Origin of the sequence: Streptococcus pneumoniae, from assembly GCA_040719455.1 — a bacterium.
Taxonomy (GTDB): domain Bacteria; phylum Bacillota; class Bacilli; order Lactobacillales; family Streptococcaceae; genus Streptococcus; species Streptococcus pneumoniae_G.
The window spans coordinates 1,835,089-1,855,414 of record JBFDTN010000001.1; the positions used below are offsets into that span (position 1 = coordinate 1,835,089).

Below are 20,326 nucleotides of genomic sequence, written 5' to 3' on the forward strand. Positions count from 1 at the left end.
ATTGAGTTCTTGTAATAGAACTCAATTTTTTTGATATCTGAAATGACTCATTATGCGCCTGTATTGTCAGTTTTATCTAATTCAAGAGACTAGACAGCTGAATTTTCAGTCTATATAGGGAAAAGTCATTCAAAGCATTTCATTCTCTGCTAGACTATATACAGAGAGGAAAGGAGGCTGAAGGCTATGGAGGATTTCGGGAAGGTTTATAGAAAAGTACGAGGTATCGTCATGAGATGTAGAAAGGATTACTATGTCCATCTATGGGAGTTAGGTGATTGGGACCAAGAAGGAATGCTAGTCCTGTATCAATTATTGAGTCAACACCTAGACTTGGAAGACAGTAGATTGTATGTGTATTATAAGACCAAGTTCCGTAATCATGTCTTAGATGTGATTCGGAAACAAGAAAGCCAGAAAAGGAGATTAGATAGAATGTCGTATGAAGAAGTAAGTGAAGTAGGACATAGATTACATACAGGAGGCTTACTCCCTGATGAAGCCTATCTACTAAAAGACCAACTCAGCCGTTATCGCTCAGGACTCACCCCAGACTTACAAGAGCAGTACGACCGCTTACTCGCCGATGAACGATTTAAAGGACGCCGCAAACTCTTACGAGACTTACGCATCCATTTAAGAGACTGGGAGTAAAAGCACCCTCACTATAGAGCGTATCTACAATACAAAAACTAAAAAGAACAGGAACATAGAGAAAAAGGAGAAAGTATGAACACATATAAGAGACATAAAGGGAGCTATCTTGGCTATTATTACAAAAGCGGACTTCATTTACGGATGGATTATGAGAGTTATCAAGTCCATGTAGAAAAAATCTTGGAAATAAGTAAAAAAAGTTCAGAAGAGGGAGGGGTATAGAAAATATTTTAAAATAGAGAAAAACACCTTATCAATCAAAAAAGGATTAAAAAAAGTAATAAAAAAATCAAAAAAAACGAAAAAAAGTGTTGACAAAGAAATGGATAGGTGATATACTAAGATAGTTGTCGCGAGAGAGCGACAAAGACCTTTGAAAACTGAACAAGACGAACCAATGTGCAGGGCGACTGAGGAGACTCAGTCAGTCAAACACAAGAAACAATAAATCTGTCAGCGAGACAGAAGTGAGTGAGAGCTCAAACTTTATATGAGAGTTTGATCCTGGCTCAGGACGAACGCTGGCGGCGTGCCTAATACATGCAAGTAGAACGCTGAAGCTTGGTGCTTGCACCGAGCGGAGGAGTTGCGAACGGGTGAGTAACGCGTAGGTAACCTGCCTGGTAGCGGGGGATAACTATTGGAAACGATAGCTAATACCGCATAACAGTGCTTACTGCATGGTAAGCATTTGAAAGGTGCAATTGCACCACTACCAGATGGACCTGCGTTGTATTAGCTAGTTGGTGGGGTAACGGCTCACCAAGGCGACGATACATAGCCGACCTGAGAGGGTGATCGGCCACACTGGGACTGAGACACGGCCCAGACTCCTACGGGAGGCAGCAGTAGGGAATCTTCGGCAATGGGGGCAACCCTGACCGAGCAACGCCGCGTGAGTGAAGAAGGTTTTCGGATCGTAAAGCTCTGTTGTAAGAGAAGAATGTTAGTGGGAGTGGAAAATCTGCTAAGTGACGGTATCTTACCAGAAAGGGACGGCTAACTACGTGCCAGCAGCCGCGGTAATACGTAGGTCCCGAGCGTTGTCCGGATTTATTGGGCGTAAAGCGAGCGCAGGCGGTTAGATAAGTCTGAAGTTAAAGGCTGTGGCTTAACCATAGTACGCTTTGGAAACTGTTTAACTTGAGTGCAGAAGGGGAGAGTGGAATTCCATGTGTAGCGGTGAAATGCGTAGATATATGGAGGAACACCGGTGGCGAAAGCGGCTCTCTGGTCTGTAACTGACGCTGAGGCTCGAAAGCGTGGGGAGCGAACAGGATTAGATACCCTGGTAGTCCACGCCGTAAACGATGAGTGCTAGGTGTTGGGTCCTTTCCGGGACTCAGTGCCGCAGCTAACGCATTAAGCACTCCGCCTGGGGAGTACGACCGCAAGGTTGAAACTCAAAGGAATTGACGGGGGCCCGCACAAGCGGTGGAGCATGTGGTTTAATTCGAAGCAACGCGAAGAACCTTACCAGGTCTTGACATCCCAGTGACCGTCCTAGAGATAGGATTTTTCTTCGGAACACTGGTGACAGGTGGTGCATGGTTGTCGTCAGCTCGTGTCGTGAGATGTTGGGTTAAGTCCCGCAACGAGCGCAACCCTTATTGTTAGTTGCCATCATTCAGTTGGGCACTCTAGCGAGACTGCCGGTAATAAACCGGAGGAAGGTGGGGATGACGTCAAATCATCATGCCCCTTATGACCTGGGCTACACACGTGCTACAATGGCTGGTACAACGAGTCGCAAGTCGGTGACGGCAAGCTAATCTCTTAAAGCCAGTCTCAGTTCGGATTGTAGGCTGCAACTCGCCTACATGAAGTCGGAATCGCTAGTAATCGCGGATCAGCACGCCGCGGTGAATACGTTCCCGGGCCTTGTACACACCGCCCGTCACACCACGAGAGTTTGTAACACCCGAAGTCGGTGAGGTAACCGTAAGGAGCCAGCCGCCTAAGGTGGGATAGATGATTGGGGTGAAGTCGTAACAAGGTAGCCGTATCGGAAGGTGCGGCTGGATCACCTCCTTTCTAAGGAAAAAGGAACTGTATATTGGTCGTCATGTTTAGTTTTGAGAGGTCTTGTGGGGCCTTAGCTCAGCTGGGAGAGCGCCTGCTTTGCACGCAGGAGGTCAGCGGTTCGATCCCGCTAGGCTCCATACAACTCGAGAGAGTTGTAGAGATTTGCACATTGAAAATTGAATATCTATATCAAATAGTAACAAGAAAATAAACCGAAAACGCTGTGAATTAATGAGTTTTCTAATTTGAAAGAATTAGGTTAAATAAGGTTAAGTTAATAAGGGCGCACGGTGGATGCCTTGGCACTAGGAGCCGAAGAAGGACGTGACTAACGACGAAATTCCTTGGGGAGCTGTAAGTAAGCAATGATCCAGGGGTGTCCGAATGGGGGAACCCAACATGTAATGCATGTTATCCATGACTGTTAAGGTCATGAGAAGGAAGACGCAGTGAACTGAAACATCTAAGTAGCTGCAGGAAGAGAAAGCAAAAGCGATTGCCTGAGTAGCGGCGAGCGAAACGGCAGGAGGGCAAACCGAAGAGTTTACTCTTCGGGGTTGTAGGACTGCAATGTGGACTCAGATTTTGTAGAAGAATCTACTGGGAAGTAGAGCCAAAGAGAGTAAGAGCCTCGTATTCGAAACAGAGTCTGTACCTAGCAGAATCCTGAGTACGGCGGGACACGCGAAATCCCGTCGGAATCTGGGAGGACCATCTCCCAACCCTAAATACTCCCTAGTGACCGATAGTGAACCAGTACCGTGAGGGAAAGGTGAAAAGCACCCCGGGAGGGGAGTGAAATAGAACCTGAAACCGTGTGCCTACAACAAGTTCGAGCCCGTTAATGGGTGAGAGCGTGCCTTTTGTAGAATGAACCGGCGAGTTATGATATGATGCGAGGTTAAGTTGAAGAGACGGAGCCGTAGGGAAACCGAGTCTGAATAGGGCGGATTAGTATCATGTTATAGACCCGAAACCATGTGACCTACCCATGAGCAGGTTGAAGGTGCGGTAAAACGCACTGGAGGACCGAACCAGGGCACGTTGAAAAGTGCTTGGATGACTTGTGGGTAGCGGAGAAATTCCAAACGAACTTGGAGATAGCTGGTTCTCTCCGAAATAGCTTTAGGGCTAGCGTCGATGTTAAGTCTCTTGGAGGTAGAGCACTGTTTGGGTGAGGGGTCCATCCCGGATTACCAATCTCAGATAAACTCCGAATGCCAACGAGATATAATCGGCAGTCAGACTGCGAGTGCTAAGATCCGTAGTCGAAAGGGAAACAGCCCAGACCACCAGCTAAGGTCCCAAAATAATTGTTAAGTGGAAAAGGATGTGGGGTTGCACAGACAACTAGGATGTTAGCTTAGAAGCAGCTATTCATTCAAAGAGTGCGTAATAGCTCACTAGTCGAGTGACCCTGCGCCGAAAATGTACCGGGGCTAAAACAATTTACCGAAGCTGTGGATTACCTAATAGGTAATGGTAGGAGAGCGTTCTATGTGTGGTGAAGGTGTACCGTGAGGAGCGCTGGAACGCATAGAAGTGAGAATGCCGGTATGAGTAGCGAAAGATGGGTGAGAATCCCATCCACCGTAAGACTAAGGTTTCCAGGGGAAGGCTCGTCCGCCCTGGGTTAGTCGGGACCTAAGGAGAGACCGAAAGGTGTATCCGATGGCCAACAGGTTGATATTCCTGTACTAGAGTATGAAGTGATGGAGGGACGCAGAAGGCTAACTCAACCAGACGAATGGAAGTGTCTGGCTAAGTAGTGAGGCGTGGTATGAGTCAAATGCTTATACCTATAACGTTGAGCTGTGATGGGGAGCGAAGATTAGTAGCGAAGTGAGTGATGTCACACTGCCAAGAAAAGCTTCTAGCGATGTATCATACTCTACCCGTACCGCAAACCGACACAGGTAGTCGAGGCGAGTAGCCTCAGGTGAGCGAGAGAACTCTCGTTAAGGAACTCGGCAAAATGACCCCGTAACTTCGGGAGAAGGGGTGCTCAGTAATACTGAGCCGCAGTGAATAGGCCCAAGCAACTGTTTATCAAAAACACAGCTCTCTGCTAAATCGTAAGATGATGTATAGGGGGTGACGCCTGCCCGGTGCTGGAAGGTTAAGAGGAGGGTTTAGCGGCAACGCGAAGATCTGAATTGAAGCCCCAGTAAACGGCGGCCGTAACTATAACGGTCCTAAGGTAGCGAAATTCCTTGTCGGGTAAGTTCCGACCCGCACGAAAGGCGTAATGATTTGGGCACTGTCTCAACGAGAGACTCGGTGAAATTTTAGTACCTGTGAAGATGCAGGTTACCCGCGACAGGACGGAAAGACCCCATGGAGCTTTACTGCAGTTTGATATTGAGTGTCTGTGCCACATGTACAGGATAGGTAGGAGCCAAAGAGATCGGGACGCCAGTTTCGAAGGAGGCGCTGTTGGGATACTACCCTTGTGTTATGGCCACTCTAACCCGCATAGTTTATCACTATGGGAGACAGTGTCTGACGGGCAGTTTGACTGGGGCGGTCGCCTCCTAAAAGGTAACGGAGGCGCCCAAAGGTTCCCTCAGATTGGTTGGAAATCAATCGCAGAGTGTAAAGGTATAAGGGAGCTTGACTGCGAGAGCTACAACTCGAGCAGGGACGAAAGTCGGGCTTAGTGATCCGGTGGTTCCGAATGGAAGGGCCATCGCTCAACGGATAAAAGCTACCCTGGGGATAACAGGCTTATCTCCCCCAAGAGTTCACATCGACGGGGAGGTTTGGCACCTCGATGTCGGCTCGTCGCATCCTGGGGCTGTAGTCGGTCCCAAGGGTTGGGCTGTTCGCCCATTAAAGCGGCACGCGAGCTGGGTTCAGAACGTCGTGAGACAGTTCGGTCCCTATCCGTCGCGGGCGTAGGAAATTTGAGAGGATCTGCTCCTAGTACGAGAGGACCAGAGTGGACTTACCGCTGGTGTACCAGTTGTCTCGCCAGAGGCATCGCTGGGTAGCTATGTAGGGAAGGGATAAACGCTGAAAGCATCTAAGTGTGAAACCCACCTCAAGATGAGATTTCCCATAACGTTAAGTTAGTAAGAGCCCTGAGAGAAGATCAGGTAGATAGGTTAGGAGTGGAAGTTGTGTGAGCAATGGAGCGGACTAATACTAATAGCTCGAGGACTTATCCAAAATAAGTAAGATTCAACGAGAACATAGCGTGGTTTAGTTCTTGAGAGGATTTGATAAGATATTCAATTTTGAGTGTGGAAATACTCAGAATAGTTAAGTGACGATAGCCTAGGAGATACACCTGTACCCATGCCGAACACAGCAGTTAAGCCCTAGAACGCCGGAAGTAGTTGGGGGTTGCCCCCTGTGAGATATGGTAGTCGCTTAGCTATAGGGGAGTTTAGCTCAGCTGGGAGAGCATCTGCCTTACAAGCAGAGGGTCAGCGGTTCGATCCCGTTAACTCCCATATAAGCGGGTGTAGTTTAGTGGTAAAACTACAGCCTTCCAAGCTGTTGTCGCGAGTTCGATTCTCGTCACCCGCTTTGAACGGAAGTTCATACCAAGTCAGTGTACTTGGGCGCGTAGCTCAGGTGGTTAGAGCGCACGCCTGATAAGCGTGAGGTCGGTGGTTCGAGTCCACTCGTGCCCATTTGAATATTATGGTCCGTTGGTCAAGGGGTTAAGACACCGCCTTTTCACGGCGGTAACACGGGTTCGAATCCCGTACGGACTATATATTGGAGGATTACCCAAGTCCGGCTGAAGGGAACGGTCTTGAAAACCGTCAGGCGTGTAAAAGCGTGCGTGGGTTCGAATCCCACATCCTCCTTAGACTAATAATAGCGCGGGATGGAGCAGCTCGGTAGCTCGTCGGGCTCATAACCCGAAGGTCGTAGGTTCAAATCCTGCTCCCGCAATTTGGCTCGGTAGCTCAGTTGGTAGAGCAATGGATTGAAGCTCCATGTGTCGGCGGTTCGATTCCGTCTCGCGCCATTAATTTAATAATTTGGAAGGGTAGCGAAGAGGCTAAACGCGGCGGACTGTAAATCCGCTCCTTCGGGTTCGGGGGTTCGAATCCCTCCCCTTCCATACCTTTACGGGCATAGTTTAAAGGTAGAACTAAGGTCTCCAAAACCTTCAGTGTGGGTTCAATTCCTACTGCCCGTGTTTATAATATGGCGGGTGTGGTGAAGTGGTTAACACATCAGATTGTGGCTCTGACATTCGTGGGTTCGATTCCCATCACTCGCCTTTTATATTATTGGGGTATAGCCAAGCGGTAAGGCAAGGGACTTTGACTCCCTCATGCGTTGGTTCGAATCCAGCTACCCCAGTTTAACTTATGCCGGCGTGGCGGAATTGGCAGACGCGCTGGACTCAAAATCCAGTGTCCGCAAGGACGTGCCGGTTCGACCCCGGCCGCCGGTATAGTTGAAAGTCTTCAAACGTTGATTTGAAGACTTTTTTAGTTGCTTTTGGTCAACTTTTGGTCATTCATTCTTGATTTTAGTTAAACTCTTTAATACTGCCCTTACTTTATTGTTCTCAATTTCTGCTTTTTCTTTAATGAGATGCCCATAAGTCTCTGTAATTTCTGTAATGTCTTTATGTCCCATTAGTTTCGATACAGCCCATATATCAACACCCATTGCAAGCATTGTTGAACAATAAGTGTGACGTAAACCTGTACTTGTCATTGTGTTTGGGAAAATACGTAGGTCTTTAAGGATTTGTTTTAAATGTTTATTGATTCCTGCATTTGTTATGATTTGATTGTTTAAATCAATAAAAATCATGTTCTCATTATTTATGATTTTCCCATGTTCAATGAAGACATCTTGTTCTTGTTTGAGATTTTTAAGAATTGTTAGTGTATCGTTATCAATGGGTATTGTCCTGATAGAATCCTCTGTTTTTGCTTTAGACCAGCGATGCCGTACAGTATCGTAACGACGATAGGTTTTGATTTCTGAAGTTTTCCATAGGATACAATCCCATGTAAGACCAGCGACCTCCCCTGCACGTAGACCAGTCTTTAGCTGGATTAGTAGCAGATGCGGAATAATTGACACTGTACTGTCTAAATTAGTTTCTAAGTAATTTACTAATTTTTGATAATCTTCAAAACTATGGATATATTTCTCATCTTTTCTTTTTTTAGGTGGACGCCCTGAGAGAATAACCCCTTCTGTAAAGTTATCAATATTCAGTTTATCACGCTGAGCAAAAACAATGACATTGCGAATTTCTGCATTCATTCTACTTACGTTATCACGACAATTTGTTTCAGCGTATTTATTGATAAAAGCTTGATACTCGCTTGCTTTTATTTGGATTGCAGGTTTATCTGAAAGATGTTTTTTAATAAACTTTCCTCGTAGCAAGTGCTTATTCATTGTCGTATCTGCTTTATCTAGCGGTTTTACAGCTAATTCTAACCATTTTTTCCAAAGGTCATAAAAAGTAATAGTTTTATCAATGATTGCACCTTTCATCAGCTGTATTTCTATGTTAATTGCTTCGATTTCAGCTTCACGTTTTGTTCGAAATCCTGAGTTAGATGCAACTACTTTTTTATTTTTGAATATACGGTAGTCCCAAGTTTTATTTTTACCTCTTCTTCTATATGAAATTGCCATGATTACCTCTCTTCTAAGAAGCGATAACCAAGATATTATCTTGGTTATCATACCACATTTATTTAAAGATTTCTACAAAATTTATTTAAAGATTTTTACAAAGTTTTGCTCAAAAAATGCTCGGGTCTTGCTAGATAAGAAGAAGTAGCGTCCTCCCTGACTTTCAGGATATTTCACGAATCCGTTGGGGTTTATTGCTATATCAATTTGAGAGCGAATATCAGAACGATATAGAACGTTTTCTAAGAGCCATGGTCGAGAGACTGAAAGCAAGTCCAAAACGTCATTCAATGTCATATAACGACCTTGAGAACTTTCTTTTTGAAGTCGTTCGTATTCTTCCTTTTGCACTATGATATGACTTTCAGGTAATTTAACAGTAATATTTTCTAATGTAAGTTGTAATTCATTCATGATGTTTTTTCTCTTTCGTTAAAAGATAATTTATGAGATAATAGGCAGTAGAGGAGACTACTACCCTATCTCTTCTTATTGTTTTGTAGCATCACTCTTGTGCTTCTTGGCGGAATCTTTAGGGGTGATGTTATTATTTTTGTAAAAAACATGAAAGGTATCTTCTAGGAAGTCTTCAAAATTTAGCTTAGATAACTCATTACCAAACTTATTTATCCATAGGTCTACGTCGGGATTGGGGTCATAGTTTACTTCATATTCCTGTATTAATCTGATAATGAAGTGATTACGAGCTTGAACCCCCCAAATTTTTTCAATGATGCGAAGCAAGGGATAGAAACCGCTTCCTTTTAGCATGTGTAGTATCTTCCCAATAATGTCATTGTTACGAGAATTTAGAGACGCTAGTGCTGGAAAATCTCCAAACCCTTTTAGTAAATCTTTGGTAAACAAAATAGGCTCACCAGTATCGGTACTATGAAAGCAGTATTTATCGAGCATTTTATTTACAATTAGTTTGCTCAAATCTTGTGGATGTTTAATGGTCAGCAATAAGGCTAGGATTTGGTTACTATAAGTGCCTTTATAGGACGCTTCCATACGTACCCAAGTATCACAATATTGGGTTAGATGCATATATCGTCCACGATTATCTAGTTGCTCTTGATATTTATCGTAGATACGGAGCAGGGCATTCACGTTCTTCTTTTTACTACCAATATAGATAGTTTCAGCTTTACCATCGATTTCTCTAGCACTAATTATAGAACGATTTTTATTACCTTTATGAGTGGTGAGGATATATTTTTTGGTTTTTAATCCTTGATAGAGGTCATTGACAGTCATATCATAATTAAAGTAATCCACTGCTAGGTCAATACGAGACAGACGTAGTTCGTAATAGTCATCATCTAGCATTTGAGCTATATTATGTACATCAATCGCTTTATCATAGAAGTCTTGATAGGTAGCTCTATAGTGCGATAAAGCGAATGCGCTAAACTTGATAATAATTCCCATGGTGAAATTGAACTCATGCCATGCTATCGCAAAATAATAAGGAAGGTTTTCGAAGGTAAATCCGTCAGTATAGCCTGCTGGAGAGGTTTTTAGTGAGACATAACTTCCAAATAAAATTGATAGAGATAGCTTCTGATCTATTGTTTCAGCTAATGATAAAGCAATTTGATTCCAATTGTTAGGATATTCACCGACTGTATCTTCTGTTGGCTTGATGACAAATGTAAACTCGTCTATACTAGTCATAATGACTGGGTTGTGCTTATCATTCTCGGAGAGATATTTTTCTATTTGATTTTTACAGACCAAAATTTTCTTCTTTCTATCCGCCTAACAAGTGAAAGTTAACAGGGCGGTAAATTTTGTTTTAGTTAACTATTACTATTAAGTAGTGAAATTCCTATGCTTTTATTATTTCATAGTTTCAGATAATGGTCACCCTAAATTCCAGAGTTACTGTGGAACGTTGATTTGATAACTTTTTGAGATAAAAGGGAGTTCGTTCCCTAAAGTGGAATGTGCATAGGTTTAAATCATAAAAGGGAGTGGAACGGGGGTCTTTACAGTATCCCCGTTAGCCAGCTAAAGCTGGCGAGGCTGTCTGCCTCCTCCTATCGCCTACGGCTACGGAGGGGCAGCATCCTCATCTATATCTGCTAATCTAGCTAAAAATGCTTTGATACAGTCAATCATCTTCTGACGATTTCGTACTTTGGGAACGAGGCAGGGCTTAATTTCATAGCCGTCTATTTGGATATAACCTTTGCCTATTTTTTGTGGCTTAATTTCTAAGTCAGTATCGAAGAGCATTTTTTTAGCTTCTTGTGACAATCGACCTAGACCAATTTTCACAGAAAAATTATCTCTAATTCCACCCATAAAATAAATGGAATCTGCTCTCTGAAGTACGAAAATCCCTCTCATATTTAAGCTCCTAGATAGACGTAGGATTTCTCCTAATTTGTTCTTATATTCTTCTGATGTCTTTTTATCAAGCATGGATATCCACGAGGAATATTCATCGAACACTAACCACCATTGGGAATAGTCGTCACTTTCTCCCGATAGTCTTTTTCGAAATTCTTGATAAAACCTATCAAATCCTTGTGTAACGTTTTCAAACGCATAGTAAGAATCATAGGAGCGAGCAAACAAGAAATCGTCTGAATGTTTATAGTCTAGAAGAATTATTTTAGCCTCTCCATCAGAATATAGATATATCAGAGCGATAAGCTGTAATAGGAACGTAGATTTCCCTGTGCCAGTCGAACCTGTCAGCATGAGGAATGGATGAGAGGAGATATTCCAGTGAATATCACCTCCTGTTTCCAAATTTTTCAGAATAGGGATATTAGAACTTCCCATAAATATCTACCTCAATTTCAGCTGGTGTTAGCTCTGCCTCAAGCATTTCTATCGTCGTACAAATCCGAATGCTTATGGCTTTTTCCGGTTCCCTATCTTGCCTAGTTACAACACAATCAAAGGCAACTGATAATTTTTTTGAGGAGTAAGCCTTTACATACTGACGAACACGGCTGGTAAATTTTTCTAGTAAGTCCTCCTCAATCTCTTCTTTCAGATATATGAAGAATTGCTTTGTAGAAGACCACTCGACTCCTTGTACATATTTCAATGTTGATATTGGGAGTTCTAGTTCGCTTATTTCAAATTCACACAATCGATGGTACAGAGATTCAGAAAGAAATGCTAGTTCTTTTTGTTCTTGTCGTTCTTTTAAGTAATCTGTTACTTTATTTTTTACATACTCTATGAAATTTTTCATGATGTTTTCCTCTTTTTGCCTTCTTTCTGAATCTTGTCATCTGTTTTCTTGCTGTTGTTAGGAGATGATACTAATCTTAAAGGAGCACGAAATGGTTCAAAGATTGCTGATAGGAGTACTAGAAAAAATGAATATAATTTAAAACCGAAATGGGATGGACGAGTATTTGTCTCTCTCATACAGTTTAAATAAGACCTTTTCAATCTCGACTGGATGTGTGGGCTAGGATGGACTAGACGCCATAAAAAGAATGAAATGTAGTAGGTTATGAATCCAACTAAAAGGATTGCTAGTAGTTCTGCTGTAGATTGTTTTAGTTCCTGAATGAATAAATTATAAAAAGTCATGATAAGACCTCCTTTTTGTATAAAGCATCAGTGCTTTATCAAAGAATTATTTGACAAAGCACCAATGACTGAACTAAGCTAAAATCGTTGCCGATTTAGCTTTGACGCTGAGGTTTGCTCGATTACCATTAAGATATGATGAAACCGTCACGCCTTCCAACTCTACTTCAATCTTTGTATCTAAGTACGATTGGAATTCAGATACACTAGCATTGAGTACTTTTACAGATTGGGTCATAAATTTGCCATTATCTGTGCGGTAACCAAGGTCAAGTGTTACTCCAATGGTAGCTTGTGTATTGAAGTCCGTTGCAGGACTGACACCCATAAGCATACCTTCAAGAATCATTGATTTTGCTTCCATACTTTTCTCCTTTCCACCTCGACCTATTTTTTGCTCTGAGAGAGTGAGGGGTTCTTCAGACCAATTGGCTATTCTATAGCCTTAATAACTTATAGCTAACATATTGCTTGTAGCTATACAAAAATTATCCCAGGAATAGGCTGTCAACTAAAGTGTAATTTATGCCCCTCGCAAATCCCTTGATAATACTGAACTTGTTAATTTTAGGGTAAGTTTTTAGTGTATTTTCAGAACTGATTATCTTCTGAGATAACTTTTTCAAATATTAGCTATAATCCAATTATAAAATATTCCAAGTAGGATATTTAGGGTAATTATGTTAGCTTTTTTTGAGTTATTTAATGTCTTATTTATCCAATAAATATCAATAATTTAAGCATCCTAATGTTTGCTTATATATATTTGGTGTAATTATTACTTAAACCATTGTAAAATCAGATGATTTCAATTATAGTTATAGTATAAAAATATGGAGGAGTTCATAATGGCTTTTAAAGAAAATAATTTTAACGAGCTTTTAACGGCTTGCATTATTCTTCATTCAGTTGATGAGCATGAATATTATAAAGACTTCTGTGAATCTGAGAAAGCCCAGTTAGAAAAAATTAAACTGGGAACAAAGGATTCTATGTTGGTTTTTAGTGAAAAAATGGTTACAGGTGATATCACTGATTACCTTCCAAATGTCAAGATAGAAAGAGAGTTGAGTAAAGAGTACAGAACTTATGAGACTTTAAAAAAGGTTTTTTATGGTCAAAAAATTGCCAAAAAAACATTCGACATTATTACTGATTGTTTTCAAGAGCTTGGTGATAAGATTGTACGAGAGATTGAAGAAAATAATCCTGAAAGGCTATCTAAAATAGATAAAATTGTTGATTCTAAAATCGTGGGTAAATCCTTAGAACCATTGCTAACAGAGTATCTAAAAAAAATACAATCTCATAAGAAAAATAGTTTGTATTCCTATGGCTTACTTGAAATGATGAAGAATGAACCATTTGAGAGAGCTGTATCCAATAATATTTCTATCATTGAGGAAATTTTTACAGATGAAACAAAATCGCAATTTATTTACAGTCTCGTCGATAATCTGAAAATTTTTGATATGCCTGAAGTTATAGAAAAATTTAACCTCTGTCTTAAAGATATCAATTCAGATGACCGTAAGGCGTTACAAAAGGCGTTAGCTATTATTTCAGATAATTTAGATATATTGCCGTACTTAGCTTATAAAGGAATTAACAGTAGAATAAGAGAAGAAATTATTTATCCGACTATGTATCGAGAAGCATTCCTCAGTAAAAGTTCAAAAAGCATTTAACCACGCAAAAACCCACTAAGTTAGATAGGCTTAGTGGGTTCTTCTATGTCCTTATTTAGTTATGTAATTCATCTAATAGTGCAGTAAAATGATGGAGAACTTTTTCTTGTTTATGTGGTTCTAGTTCGTCAATTTTATCAATAAAGGAGATAAGGGCTTGGCTTGTGAGGTTGAGTTTCATATCAAAAAAGGTTTCAAAGTCACAGTCGAGAGCTTGAATGACACTTTCTAATGTTTTGATGGTGATATTACTGTTCGTATTTTCGATTTTATAGATATATTTCAGCGGTAGGTTTGCACGTTCCTCTAGTTGCATTTGTGTCAGTCCTTTTTGCAATCGTAAGACACGTACTCTTTTACTAATGTAGTCTTTGAGATTTAATTGAGCCATGTAGTATTCTCCTTTTAAAGATATCATAAACTTTTAAGGAGTAATAAAAAACTACATAAAAATAGAAAAAGGGATACAAATAGCTTTAAAAAGCTACAACTTGTGATATAATATCTTTATAATACGAAAAAAGGAGTTTTATATGGCGAAAAATCAATCCCATAGTGGCACCATTAAGGTGTCTAAGGCTTACGGCGCTGTCGGTGTATTGGCTTTGTCGGGTGCTTTGGCTCTAGGCGGGGTATCTGTTAGTGCTGATAGTGTTGAGGGTAATAGCACGGCAACCGCTACTGAGGCGGTAGCGCCTACTAATACAGTAACTGAAGCTCAGCTTACTGAGGCTAAAGAGGCAGTCGATACTACCCATAGTGCAGTCCTCGCTCAGGATAGTACGGTCAAGGAGGCTGAGGCTAGTCTTGAAGCTAATCGTGCGGAGGTAGCTAGCCTTGATACTCAGATTGCTGAGGTCAAGGAAGTAGATAGTCAAGCCGTTGCGGAAGCTAAAGAGGCGGTTACTCGTGCGGAGTCGGCTCTTGGTAACCAATCAGTCGAAGCCGTAGAAGATAAGGTAGCTGATGCTAGTCAGGCTCTTGCCGACTCCATCAAAGCCGTTAGCGATGCTGAGCAAGACCTTGCTCTTGCAGAGAGGGGTACTGAGGTGACTGAGACTGTCACTGAAACGGTAGAGGTACCTGCTGAGGGGGCTAAGTCTCAGCTTTATGACCCAAAAACTGCTGACCGTGATGCTCGTATCTTTATCAACCCTGAGTATATTCAGGCTATCAAAGACCTAGCGAATGGTACTGGCACTGCTGATGCGGTCGACGCAGCTATCAAAAAGGGGGGTACTGAGGTTATCAAGTACTCTAGAAGTGGTAAACCTTTGTTGACTGCTACTTATGGTGACTTGGGTGAGTACAATCTGAAAAATCTAGGTAAGACGGCTAAACATTCGGGTCTTGAAAACTTAGACAATAGTACCAAGTATGACATCAGAGAACCCCTACCAGCAGAACTCTCTCGAAACCTTTCATTGTACGGCGCAGCCGTTTTGAACCACGTCCGCAGTCTCTTTGGTCAACCGTTGCTAGAGGTTAGCGAAGCCACTGCAACTTTTGCCAACAAGTACCAGTCGGTACAGGAGACTGACCGTCATCGTGATTTCACTTTCGACGAAGTGGCTCAAACCGTTGGTAAGGGCTTAGATGTAGACTACATTGCGAATAGCGCTTTGTATATCAATAAAGGAGGTGATTCGTTTACAGATGGCGGAGAGATTTTCCTTACAGAAGGTCAACTTTACAACTCCGTATATAATGCATTGATTCCTAAGCTTTTTGGTAAGGGTGATTACTCTGAGGCATTGAAGTTGTTAGGTTTCACTTCAAAAGCTAATGAGTTTATGATTAGTCCGTCGGTAGGTTACGGTGCGCATGAGATTCCGTTGAGTAGGACAGTCTTATCTCTCGTAGACTCTAGTTCTCCAGCCTTAGCGAACCCATACGAAGTCCGCTCAGGGGGTACGTCTACCACTAAGCAAGTTACCAAAGAAGTAACCAAAACGGTAGTAGACCCAGCAGCCGTTTCCAATGCCAAAGCTACCCTATCGGCAGCTCAGGCTACGAAGATTGGTGCTGAGGCACGTCTTGAATCAGCTCAAAATGAATTAGCTAGCGTTCGTTCCTTGGCTCGTGCGGTCAAGGAAGCTAAAGACCTTTACACTTCTCTCGCTGAGGCGGTATCTAGCCGTCAGGAGACGTTGGCTCGTTTGATGACTGCTAAAGTGGCAGCAGAGGAGGGGGTAGAACGTCAGGTAGCTTTAGTAGTTGCGGAGCGTGAGGAGCTGAATCGTTTGATGGGGGCTTATGAAAATGCGCTAGCTAAGTATGCTAGTCTTAAAGAAGCCTATGATGCACAACCAAAGCCTGAAAAACACCATGAAGTTGGTACAGGCGTAACTGCTAGCAAGCCTGTATATGAGCTTCCTAAAGTTCAAGACCATGGGACACTCGGAGGAGATAGTCAGATTGGGGTTGGTTCACAAAATGGCGGTGCTCTTGGTGGAAACAAAAAACCTAGTACAACTGTCGGAACTCAAAAAGACAAAACAGATAAGGTTGATACCCTTGGTATGAAGCCTTCGAAATCCGATATGAAAACCCCACAATACATGGGAAGTCAGACTACTTACGGACAAGGAATGCCTGCAAAAGCCGTTTCAACTGTTCGTAACAATCAAGCATCTAAACAAGCTATTACAACAGCTAATAGCTTACCAAAAACAGGAACAAATAACTCTATCCTAACATTGCTCGGTACAGCAAGTATCAGCCTTGTTAGTCTAGTAGGATTGAAAAAGAAAAGAGGATAAAAAAATGGCAAGAGATATTTTAGCATATCGTCTAGGGAAGCGGAAAAAATCTGGCTCTATGTCAGCTGAAAGTATCTTTGATGCTCATTATTATCATGCATTGGAAGATTTAGATTCTTCAGATGGTAAATCTCATAAAGTTTTATTTACTACTAAGACAAAAATTAACAAAAAAGATCTTAAGAAAGTTATCATTGTAGCTAATAATTTCCAAAAGGCTCTCATTGCTTCAATCGATCATCATGAGACTTATGATAAAGCAAAACCTAATCCAGCTTATAGGATTCCTTCTCAATGGGAAAGAGAAAATAAAGAAATAGAAATTCCTCAGAATTATCATTGGTTTGAATTATATGATGTTCAAGCTATTGATGATGAAGAGTTATCTAAATATAAGAACGGAAATAACTCACTCAAACATAGCCTAGGTGGCAGAAAAACGGCAATATACGTTGAAAAGTCTGAATAAACCAAAAAAGCAACTCCTATTCATGTGGGAGTTGCTTTTGGATTCTCAGAAATCGTTGGAAAGAACAAGCTATTCCAACAATTTCTTGAGAATGATGATAAAAGGGTTATGATTTTATGCTATAATAGATAGCGTAGAAAAGTGAAGACGGTGGCTACAAATTTTGAAAGGGGTGGTGCTTATGAATGTAAGTACAGAAATCCACTTAGAAAGGAGTAGCACTTTGTCAGTTGCGGAAGCATTGCAAGTGATGTTGGGTTTTGGTGGTTTTATCATCAGCCTGCTAACATTTGTGATTGCCTTAATTCTGCTTCGAGATAAAAAATAACCCCTCCCCACTTTTGACCGAGTTGTTGGACGAGTTATAGTCTAATTAGGGTCACCGTCTTTTTAACGGTTCTACATGGGAGTTGAGTTCCTGCTCAACTCCTTTTCTAATACTATTGTAGCATAGCTTGTAGGCTTTTGCAAGGGTATGGTATAATGGATTCGGCACTAACGATACCGCCTTAGTCAGGAGGTACCGCTTTTGAAAGAACTCATTATTACACTTATTCTTGCTCCGCTCATGGTCAACATATTAACAAAGTTGATTAGCGACTGGCTAGATAGCAAGCGAGGCAAACACTCCAAACGTTAGTGTCTAGCCCACAAAAAATCCCTCTGTATTGGTCGTACAGGGGGATTTGTGTTTCTTTTGAAAGAAACTCTTACACTTCCCCTATATTGTATCATTTTTTCTATGGCGCTGTCAAAAGTTTAGAGGTTTTATCATCAGCCTGCTAACATTTGTGATTGCGTTAATTCTGCTGCGAGATAAAAAATAACCGTCTCAACTTTGGCAGGTTAACGGTTATTTTTTAAAATAATACAAAATGTGCCACCGCCTTAAACGGTTCTACATTGGAGTTGAGTTACTGCTCAGCTCCTTTTCTAATACTATTGTAGCATAGCTTGTAGGCTTTTGCAAGAATATGATATAATAGATAACGTAGAAAAGTGTCCCTAAAGGGATGTGATTTTCTAAGTTCCTAAAGGAACTAGAATATCGCAAAGACGGTGGCTCCTAATTCTGAAAGGTGTTGATGCCTATGGGCAATTCATCAAAATCTGACGGAAAGGAGGAGCTGAATTTTTGACAGCTTTTGAAGTTGTACAAACGATTCTAGGTTTTGGTACCTTTACCATTACTTTGATTGGATTGTGCTATAAAATCTTCAAAAATGATGACAAAAAGAAATAGCCGTCAATACTTTGGAACAGTAACGGCTATTCTTTATAGCATTTACGAGCCACCGTCTTTTTAACGGTTCTACATGGGAGTTGAGTTGACGCTCAGCTCCTTTTCTCATACTATTGTAGCATATCTTGTAGGCTTTTGCAAGGGTATGGTATAATGGATTCGGCACTAACGATACCGCCTTAGCCAAGAGGTGAAATCCAGTGTACGAATATCTACTCACCAATTTCGTTGCACCATTTTTGGTCGGCATCATTCTACATTTAGTCAGTAAATGGATAGATAAGAATGATAAATAGTGTCTGTTAGCAAAAGCTAACAAAACCCTCAGTATTTGCGGTACTGAGGGTTTATTCTTCGTTGCAATGGTGAAAACCAAGCACGAATATCTACTTCCTCTACATTATATCACCTTTGCTACTGCTCTGTCAAAAACTTAGTGGTGATGCCTATGGGCAATCATCAAAATCTAACGGAAAGGAGGAGCTGAATTTTTGACAGCTTTTGAAGTTGTACAAATGATTCTAGGTTTTGGTACCTTTACCATTACTTTGATTGGATTGTGCTATAAAATCTTCAAAAATGATGACAAAAAGAAATAGCCGTCAATACTTTGGAACAGTAACGGCTATTCTTATATAGTAAAACTGAGCCACCGTCTTTTTAACGGTTCTACATGGGAGTTGAGTTACTGCTCAGCTCCTTTTCTAATACTATTATAACATTTTTACGGTGATTTACAAGTAGAAAAAATTGGACTATACCATTGGACCGAGAACGGTATCGAACTGTGAATAAAATGTAGTAGAAAAATAATTTTTTATTTGTAAAACTATGATTTTAACTCGGAATGAATTTGGTCACCTAGTGGTCAAATTTGTTATTTTTTATACTAACTAGCGAATGATAATATCTTGATTTTACGCTATTTTTACTTTCAATTTTAATAAATTTTAACGCTAGTTCGTAGGCCGCCGGTATAGTTGAAAAGACAAGGTTTCTAAGCCTTGTCTTTTTGTTTCTGTTTGCTTTATCTAGCGATTCAATTACTAATTTTTATAGGCATTTTGTCAACTGTAGTGGGTGAAGTGAATAGGTTACACTAAACTAGACAGAAATTATAAAGTGTTCTATACTAAAGAAAACCAGGAGGAAAATATGTCTAGAAAAACACGTCGCTACTTCACAGATGAATTCAAACAACAAATCGTTGATCTTCACAAGGCAGGTATGAAACGAAGCGAGCTTATCAAAGAGTATGAGCTAACTCCCTCAACATTCGATAAATGGGTTAAACAGGCAAGAACAACCGGTTCCTTCAAAACTGTTGATAACCTAACTGATGAGCAACGTGAGCTGATTGAACTCAGAAAACGAAATAAAGAGCTTGAAATGCAGGTCGATATCTTAAAGCAAGCGGCAGTGATTATGGCACGAAAAGGAAAATAATCACTGCGAACAAAAAGAATTACAGCATTTCAGCCATGTGTCGGTGCTTGAACATTCCGCGTTCTAGCTATTACTACAAAGCTGTGGAGGCTATATCCGAGGCTGGTCTCGAAGAAAAAATCAAACGCATTTTTCTCGAAAGCAAGTCCAGATACGGTGCTAGGAAAATCAAGAAATGTCTACAAGTACAAGGTATCAACTTGTCTCGTCGTCGGATTTCTCGCATCATGAAGAGACTGAATTTGGTTTCTGTTTACCAGAAGGCTGCCTTCAAACCACATGCTAAAGGGAAAAATGAGGCATCCATTCCAAACCTCCTAGCCAGACAGTTTCACCAAGAGAAGCCCTTGGAAGCTCTTGTGACGGATTTAACTTATGTCCGTGTTGGTAAGCGTTGGGCTTATATCTGCTTGGTCATTGACCTCTTTAATCGCGAAATCATCGGACTGTCAGCTGGTTGGAACAAGACTGCAGAGCTGGTCAAAGAGGCTATTCAAAGTATCCCTTATGCGCTGACTAAGGTCAAGCTCTTCCATTCTGATCGAGGGAAGGAGTTTGATAATCAGCTGATTGATGAGATATTAGAAGCCTTTGGTATCACACATTCACTCAGTCAAGCCGGTTGTCCATATGACAATGCCGTAGCCGAGAGTACCTATCATTCTTTCAAACTTGAGTTTATTAACCAAGAAACATTCCATTCCTTGGAAGAATTAACTCTAAAAACCAAAGACTACGTTCACTGGTGGAACCACCACCGCATTCATGGCAATCTCAACTACCAAACGCCTATGACTAAGCGAGTCATCGATTAAGCAAAAAACACTTTATAAAATTT

The 20,326-nt window shown here is 41.2% G+C and carries 18 protein-coding genes, 13 tRNA genes and 3 rRNA genes; 27 read left to right on the forward strand and 7 right to left on the reverse strand.

Translation table 11 applies throughout. The features are described from left to right. Nucleotides 1-186: 186 nt before the first annotated feature. From AB1I63_08925 to AB1I63_09010, 18 genes are all read left to right on the forward strand, one after another. A complete protein-coding gene (locus AB1I63_08925; protein ID MEW4354970.1) occupies nucleotides 187-654 on the forward strand; it encodes a sigma-70 family RNA polymerase sigma factor in 468 nt (155 codons plus the stop codon). Nucleotides 655-729: 75 nt separating this feature from the next. After that, entirely contained in the window at nucleotides 730-879 is a 150-nt protein-coding gene (locus tag AB1I63_08930) for a hypothetical protein (GenBank protein ID MEW4354971.1), read from the forward strand. Nucleotides 880-1,143: 264 nt separating this feature from the next. After that, nucleotides 1,144-2,691 (forward strand): 16S ribosomal RNA (locus AB1I63_08935). Nucleotides 2,692-2,746: 55 nt separating this feature from the next. After that, nucleotides 2,747-2,819: transfer RNA gene (locus AB1I63_08940), tRNA-Ala, on the forward strand. 130 nt (nucleotides 2,820-2,949) lie between these two features. After that, a 23S ribosomal RNA gene (locus tag AB1I63_08945) occupies nucleotides 2,950-5,853 on the forward strand. Between the two features lie 93 nt (nucleotides 5,854-5,946). Then, nucleotides 5,947-6,062, forward strand: a 5S ribosomal RNA gene (gene rrf, locus AB1I63_08950). The 16S, 23S and 5S rRNA genes sit together here with 13 tRNA genes alongside, the layout of an rRNA operon. A 5-nt stretch (nucleotides 6,063-6,067) precedes the next feature. Then, nucleotides 6,068-6,140 (forward strand) — tRNA-Val (locus AB1I63_08955). A gap of 5 nt (nucleotides 6,141-6,145) precedes the next feature. Then, nucleotides 6,146-6,216, forward strand: a tRNA-Gly gene (locus tag AB1I63_08960). Nucleotides 6,217-6,249: 33 nt separating this feature from the next. Next, nucleotides 6,250-6,323, forward strand: a tRNA-Ile gene (locus AB1I63_08965). A gap of 12 nt (nucleotides 6,324-6,335) precedes the next feature. Then, nucleotides 6,336-6,407, forward strand: a tRNA-Glu gene (locus AB1I63_08970). A 6-nt stretch (nucleotides 6,408-6,413) separates the two neighbouring features. Then, nucleotides 6,414-6,503, forward strand: a tRNA-Ser gene (locus AB1I63_08975). 14 nt (nucleotides 6,504-6,517) lie between these two features. Continuing rightward, nucleotides 6,518-6,591: transfer RNA gene (locus tag AB1I63_08980), tRNA-Met, on the forward strand. Nucleotides 6,592-6,594: 3 nt separating this feature from the next. Beyond that, nucleotides 6,595-6,667, forward strand: a tRNA-Phe gene (locus AB1I63_08985). Nucleotides 6,668-6,682: 15 nt separating this feature from the next. Next, a tRNA-Tyr gene (locus AB1I63_08990) sits at nucleotides 6,683-6,763 on the forward strand. A gap of 7 nt (nucleotides 6,764-6,770) precedes the next feature. Next, nucleotides 6,771-6,841: transfer RNA gene (locus tag AB1I63_08995), tRNA-Trp, on the forward strand. Nucleotides 6,842-6,852: 11 nt separating this feature from the next. Next, nucleotides 6,853-6,925 (forward strand) — tRNA-His (locus tag AB1I63_09000). Nucleotides 6,926-6,936: 11 nt separating this feature from the next. Beyond that, nucleotides 6,937-7,008: transfer RNA gene (locus AB1I63_09005), tRNA-Gln, on the forward strand. A 10-nt stretch (nucleotides 7,009-7,018) separates the two neighbouring features. Continuing rightward, nucleotides 7,019-7,102, forward strand: a tRNA-Leu gene (locus tag AB1I63_09010). 62 nt (nucleotides 7,103-7,164) lie between these two features. On the opposite strand, the gene AB1I63_09015 is transcribed toward AB1I63_09010, so the two are convergent. From AB1I63_09015 to AB1I63_09040, 6 genes are all read right to left on the reverse strand, one after another. Then, nucleotides 7,165-8,313, reverse strand: a complete 1,149-nt coding sequence (locus AB1I63_09015) for a site-specific integrase (protein ID MEW4354972.1) — start codon at nucleotides 8,311-8,313, stop codon at nucleotides 7,165-7,167. Nucleotides 8,314-8,394: 81 nt separating this feature from the next. After that, entirely contained in the window at nucleotides 8,395-8,727 is a 333-nt protein-coding gene (locus AB1I63_09020) for a DUF771 domain-containing protein (GenBank protein MEW4354973.1), read from the reverse strand. 75 nt (nucleotides 8,728-8,802) lie between these two features. After that, the gene (locus AB1I63_09025) at nucleotides 8,803-10,056 is read right to left on the reverse strand and encodes a replication initiation factor domain-containing protein (GenBank protein MEW4354974.1); all 1,254 of its coding nucleotides are present in this window, start codon (nucleotides 10,054-10,056) and stop codon (nucleotides 8,803-8,805) included. Nucleotides 10,057-10,371: 315 nt separating this feature from the next. Then, nucleotides 10,372-11,112: an FtsK/SpoIIIE domain-containing protein gene (locus AB1I63_09030; GenBank protein ID MEW4354975.1), complete on the reverse strand. Its 741-nt coding sequence runs from the start codon at nucleotides 11,110-11,112 to the stop codon at nucleotides 10,372-10,374. Continuing rightward, a complete protein-coding gene (locus AB1I63_09035) occupies nucleotides 11,099-11,533 on the reverse strand; it encodes a hypothetical protein (GenBank protein MEW4354976.1) in 435 nt (144 codons plus the stop codon). The genes AB1I63_09030 and AB1I63_09035 overlap by 14 nt, the downstream gene beginning before the upstream one ends. Nucleotides 11,534-11,953: 420 nt before the next feature. Beyond that, complete coding sequence (locus AB1I63_09040; GenBank protein ID MEW4354977.1) at nucleotides 11,954-12,244, reverse strand: hypothetical protein; 291 nt, start codon at nucleotides 12,242-12,244, stop codon at nucleotides 11,954-11,956. 484 nt (nucleotides 12,245-12,728) lie between these two features. On the opposite strand from AB1I63_09040, the gene AB1I63_09045 reads away from it, so the two are divergent. Further along, nucleotides 12,729-13,568 (forward strand): hypothetical protein, encoded by an 840-nt coding sequence (locus tag AB1I63_09045; protein ID MEW4354978.1) that lies wholly within the window; start codon nucleotides 12,729-12,731, stop codon nucleotides 13,566-13,568. Between the two features lie 55 nt (nucleotides 13,569-13,623). Here the strand turns inward: AB1I63_09045 and AB1I63_09050 are convergent, their stop codons facing one another. After that, complete coding sequence (locus AB1I63_09050; GenBank protein ID MEW4354979.1) at nucleotides 13,624-13,959, reverse strand: helix-turn-helix transcriptional regulator; 336 nt, start codon at nucleotides 13,957-13,959, stop codon at nucleotides 13,624-13,626. A 142-nt stretch (nucleotides 13,960-14,101) separates the two neighbouring features. Here AB1I63_09050 and AB1I63_09055 point away from each other — a divergent pair, with 142 nt between their 5' ends. The 8 genes from AB1I63_09055 to AB1I63_09090 all read left to right on the forward strand — a co-directional run bounded on the left by AB1I63_09055 (nucleotide 14,102) and on the right by AB1I63_09090 (nucleotide 20,303). Continuing rightward, entirely contained in the window at nucleotides 14,102-16,330 is a 2,229-nt protein-coding gene (locus tag AB1I63_09055) for an LPXTG cell wall anchor domain-containing protein (GenBank protein MEW4354980.1), read from the forward strand. Between the two features lie 4 nt (nucleotides 16,331-16,334). Next, nucleotides 16,335-16,799: a hypothetical protein gene (locus tag AB1I63_09060; protein ID MEW4354981.1), complete on the forward strand. Its 465-nt coding sequence runs from the start codon at nucleotides 16,335-16,337 to the stop codon at nucleotides 16,797-16,799. Nucleotides 16,800-16,980: 181 nt separating this feature from the next. After that, on the forward strand, nucleotides 16,981-17,127 hold the full coding sequence (locus tag AB1I63_09065) for a putative holin-like toxin (GenBank protein ID MEW4354982.1): 147 nt from the start codon (nucleotides 16,981-16,983) through the stop codon (nucleotides 17,125-17,127). Nucleotides 17,128-17,328: 201 nt separating this feature from the next. Next, nucleotides 17,329-17,439 (forward strand): type I toxin-antitoxin system Fst family toxin, encoded by a 111-nt coding sequence (locus tag AB1I63_09070; GenBank protein MEW4354983.1) that lies wholly within the window; start codon nucleotides 17,329-17,331, stop codon nucleotides 17,437-17,439. Nucleotides 17,440-17,934: 495 nt separating this feature from the next. Then, on the forward strand, nucleotides 17,935-18,042 hold the full coding sequence (locus tag AB1I63_09075; protein ID MEW4354984.1) for a putative holin-like toxin: 108 nt from the start codon (nucleotides 17,935-17,937) through the stop codon (nucleotides 18,040-18,042). A 200-nt stretch (nucleotides 18,043-18,242) separates the two neighbouring features. Next, nucleotides 18,243-18,338 carry a type I toxin-antitoxin system Fst family toxin gene (locus AB1I63_09080; GenBank protein ID MEW4354985.1) on the forward strand — a complete coding sequence of 32 codons (96 nt, stop codon included), beginning with the start codon at nucleotides 18,243-18,245 and terminating at the stop codon, nucleotides 18,336-18,338. A 195-nt stretch (nucleotides 18,339-18,533) separates the two neighbouring features. Next, the gene (locus AB1I63_09085) at nucleotides 18,534-18,641 is read left to right on the forward strand and encodes a putative holin-like toxin (GenBank protein MEW4354986.1); all 108 of its coding nucleotides are present in this window, start codon (nucleotides 18,534-18,536) and stop codon (nucleotides 18,639-18,641) included. A 556-nt stretch (nucleotides 18,642-19,197) separates the two neighbouring features. Continuing rightward, nucleotides 19,198-20,303, forward strand: a protein-coding gene (locus AB1I63_09090; GenBank protein ID MEW4354987.1) for an IS3 family transposase whose coding sequence is annotated in 2 segments (ribosomal slippage) — nucleotides 19,198-19,474 and nucleotides 19,474-20,303 — 1,107 coding nt in all. Because the reading frame shifts where the segments join, the coding sequence is not laid out codon by codon here. Nucleotides 20,304-20,326 lie beyond the last annotated feature (23 nt).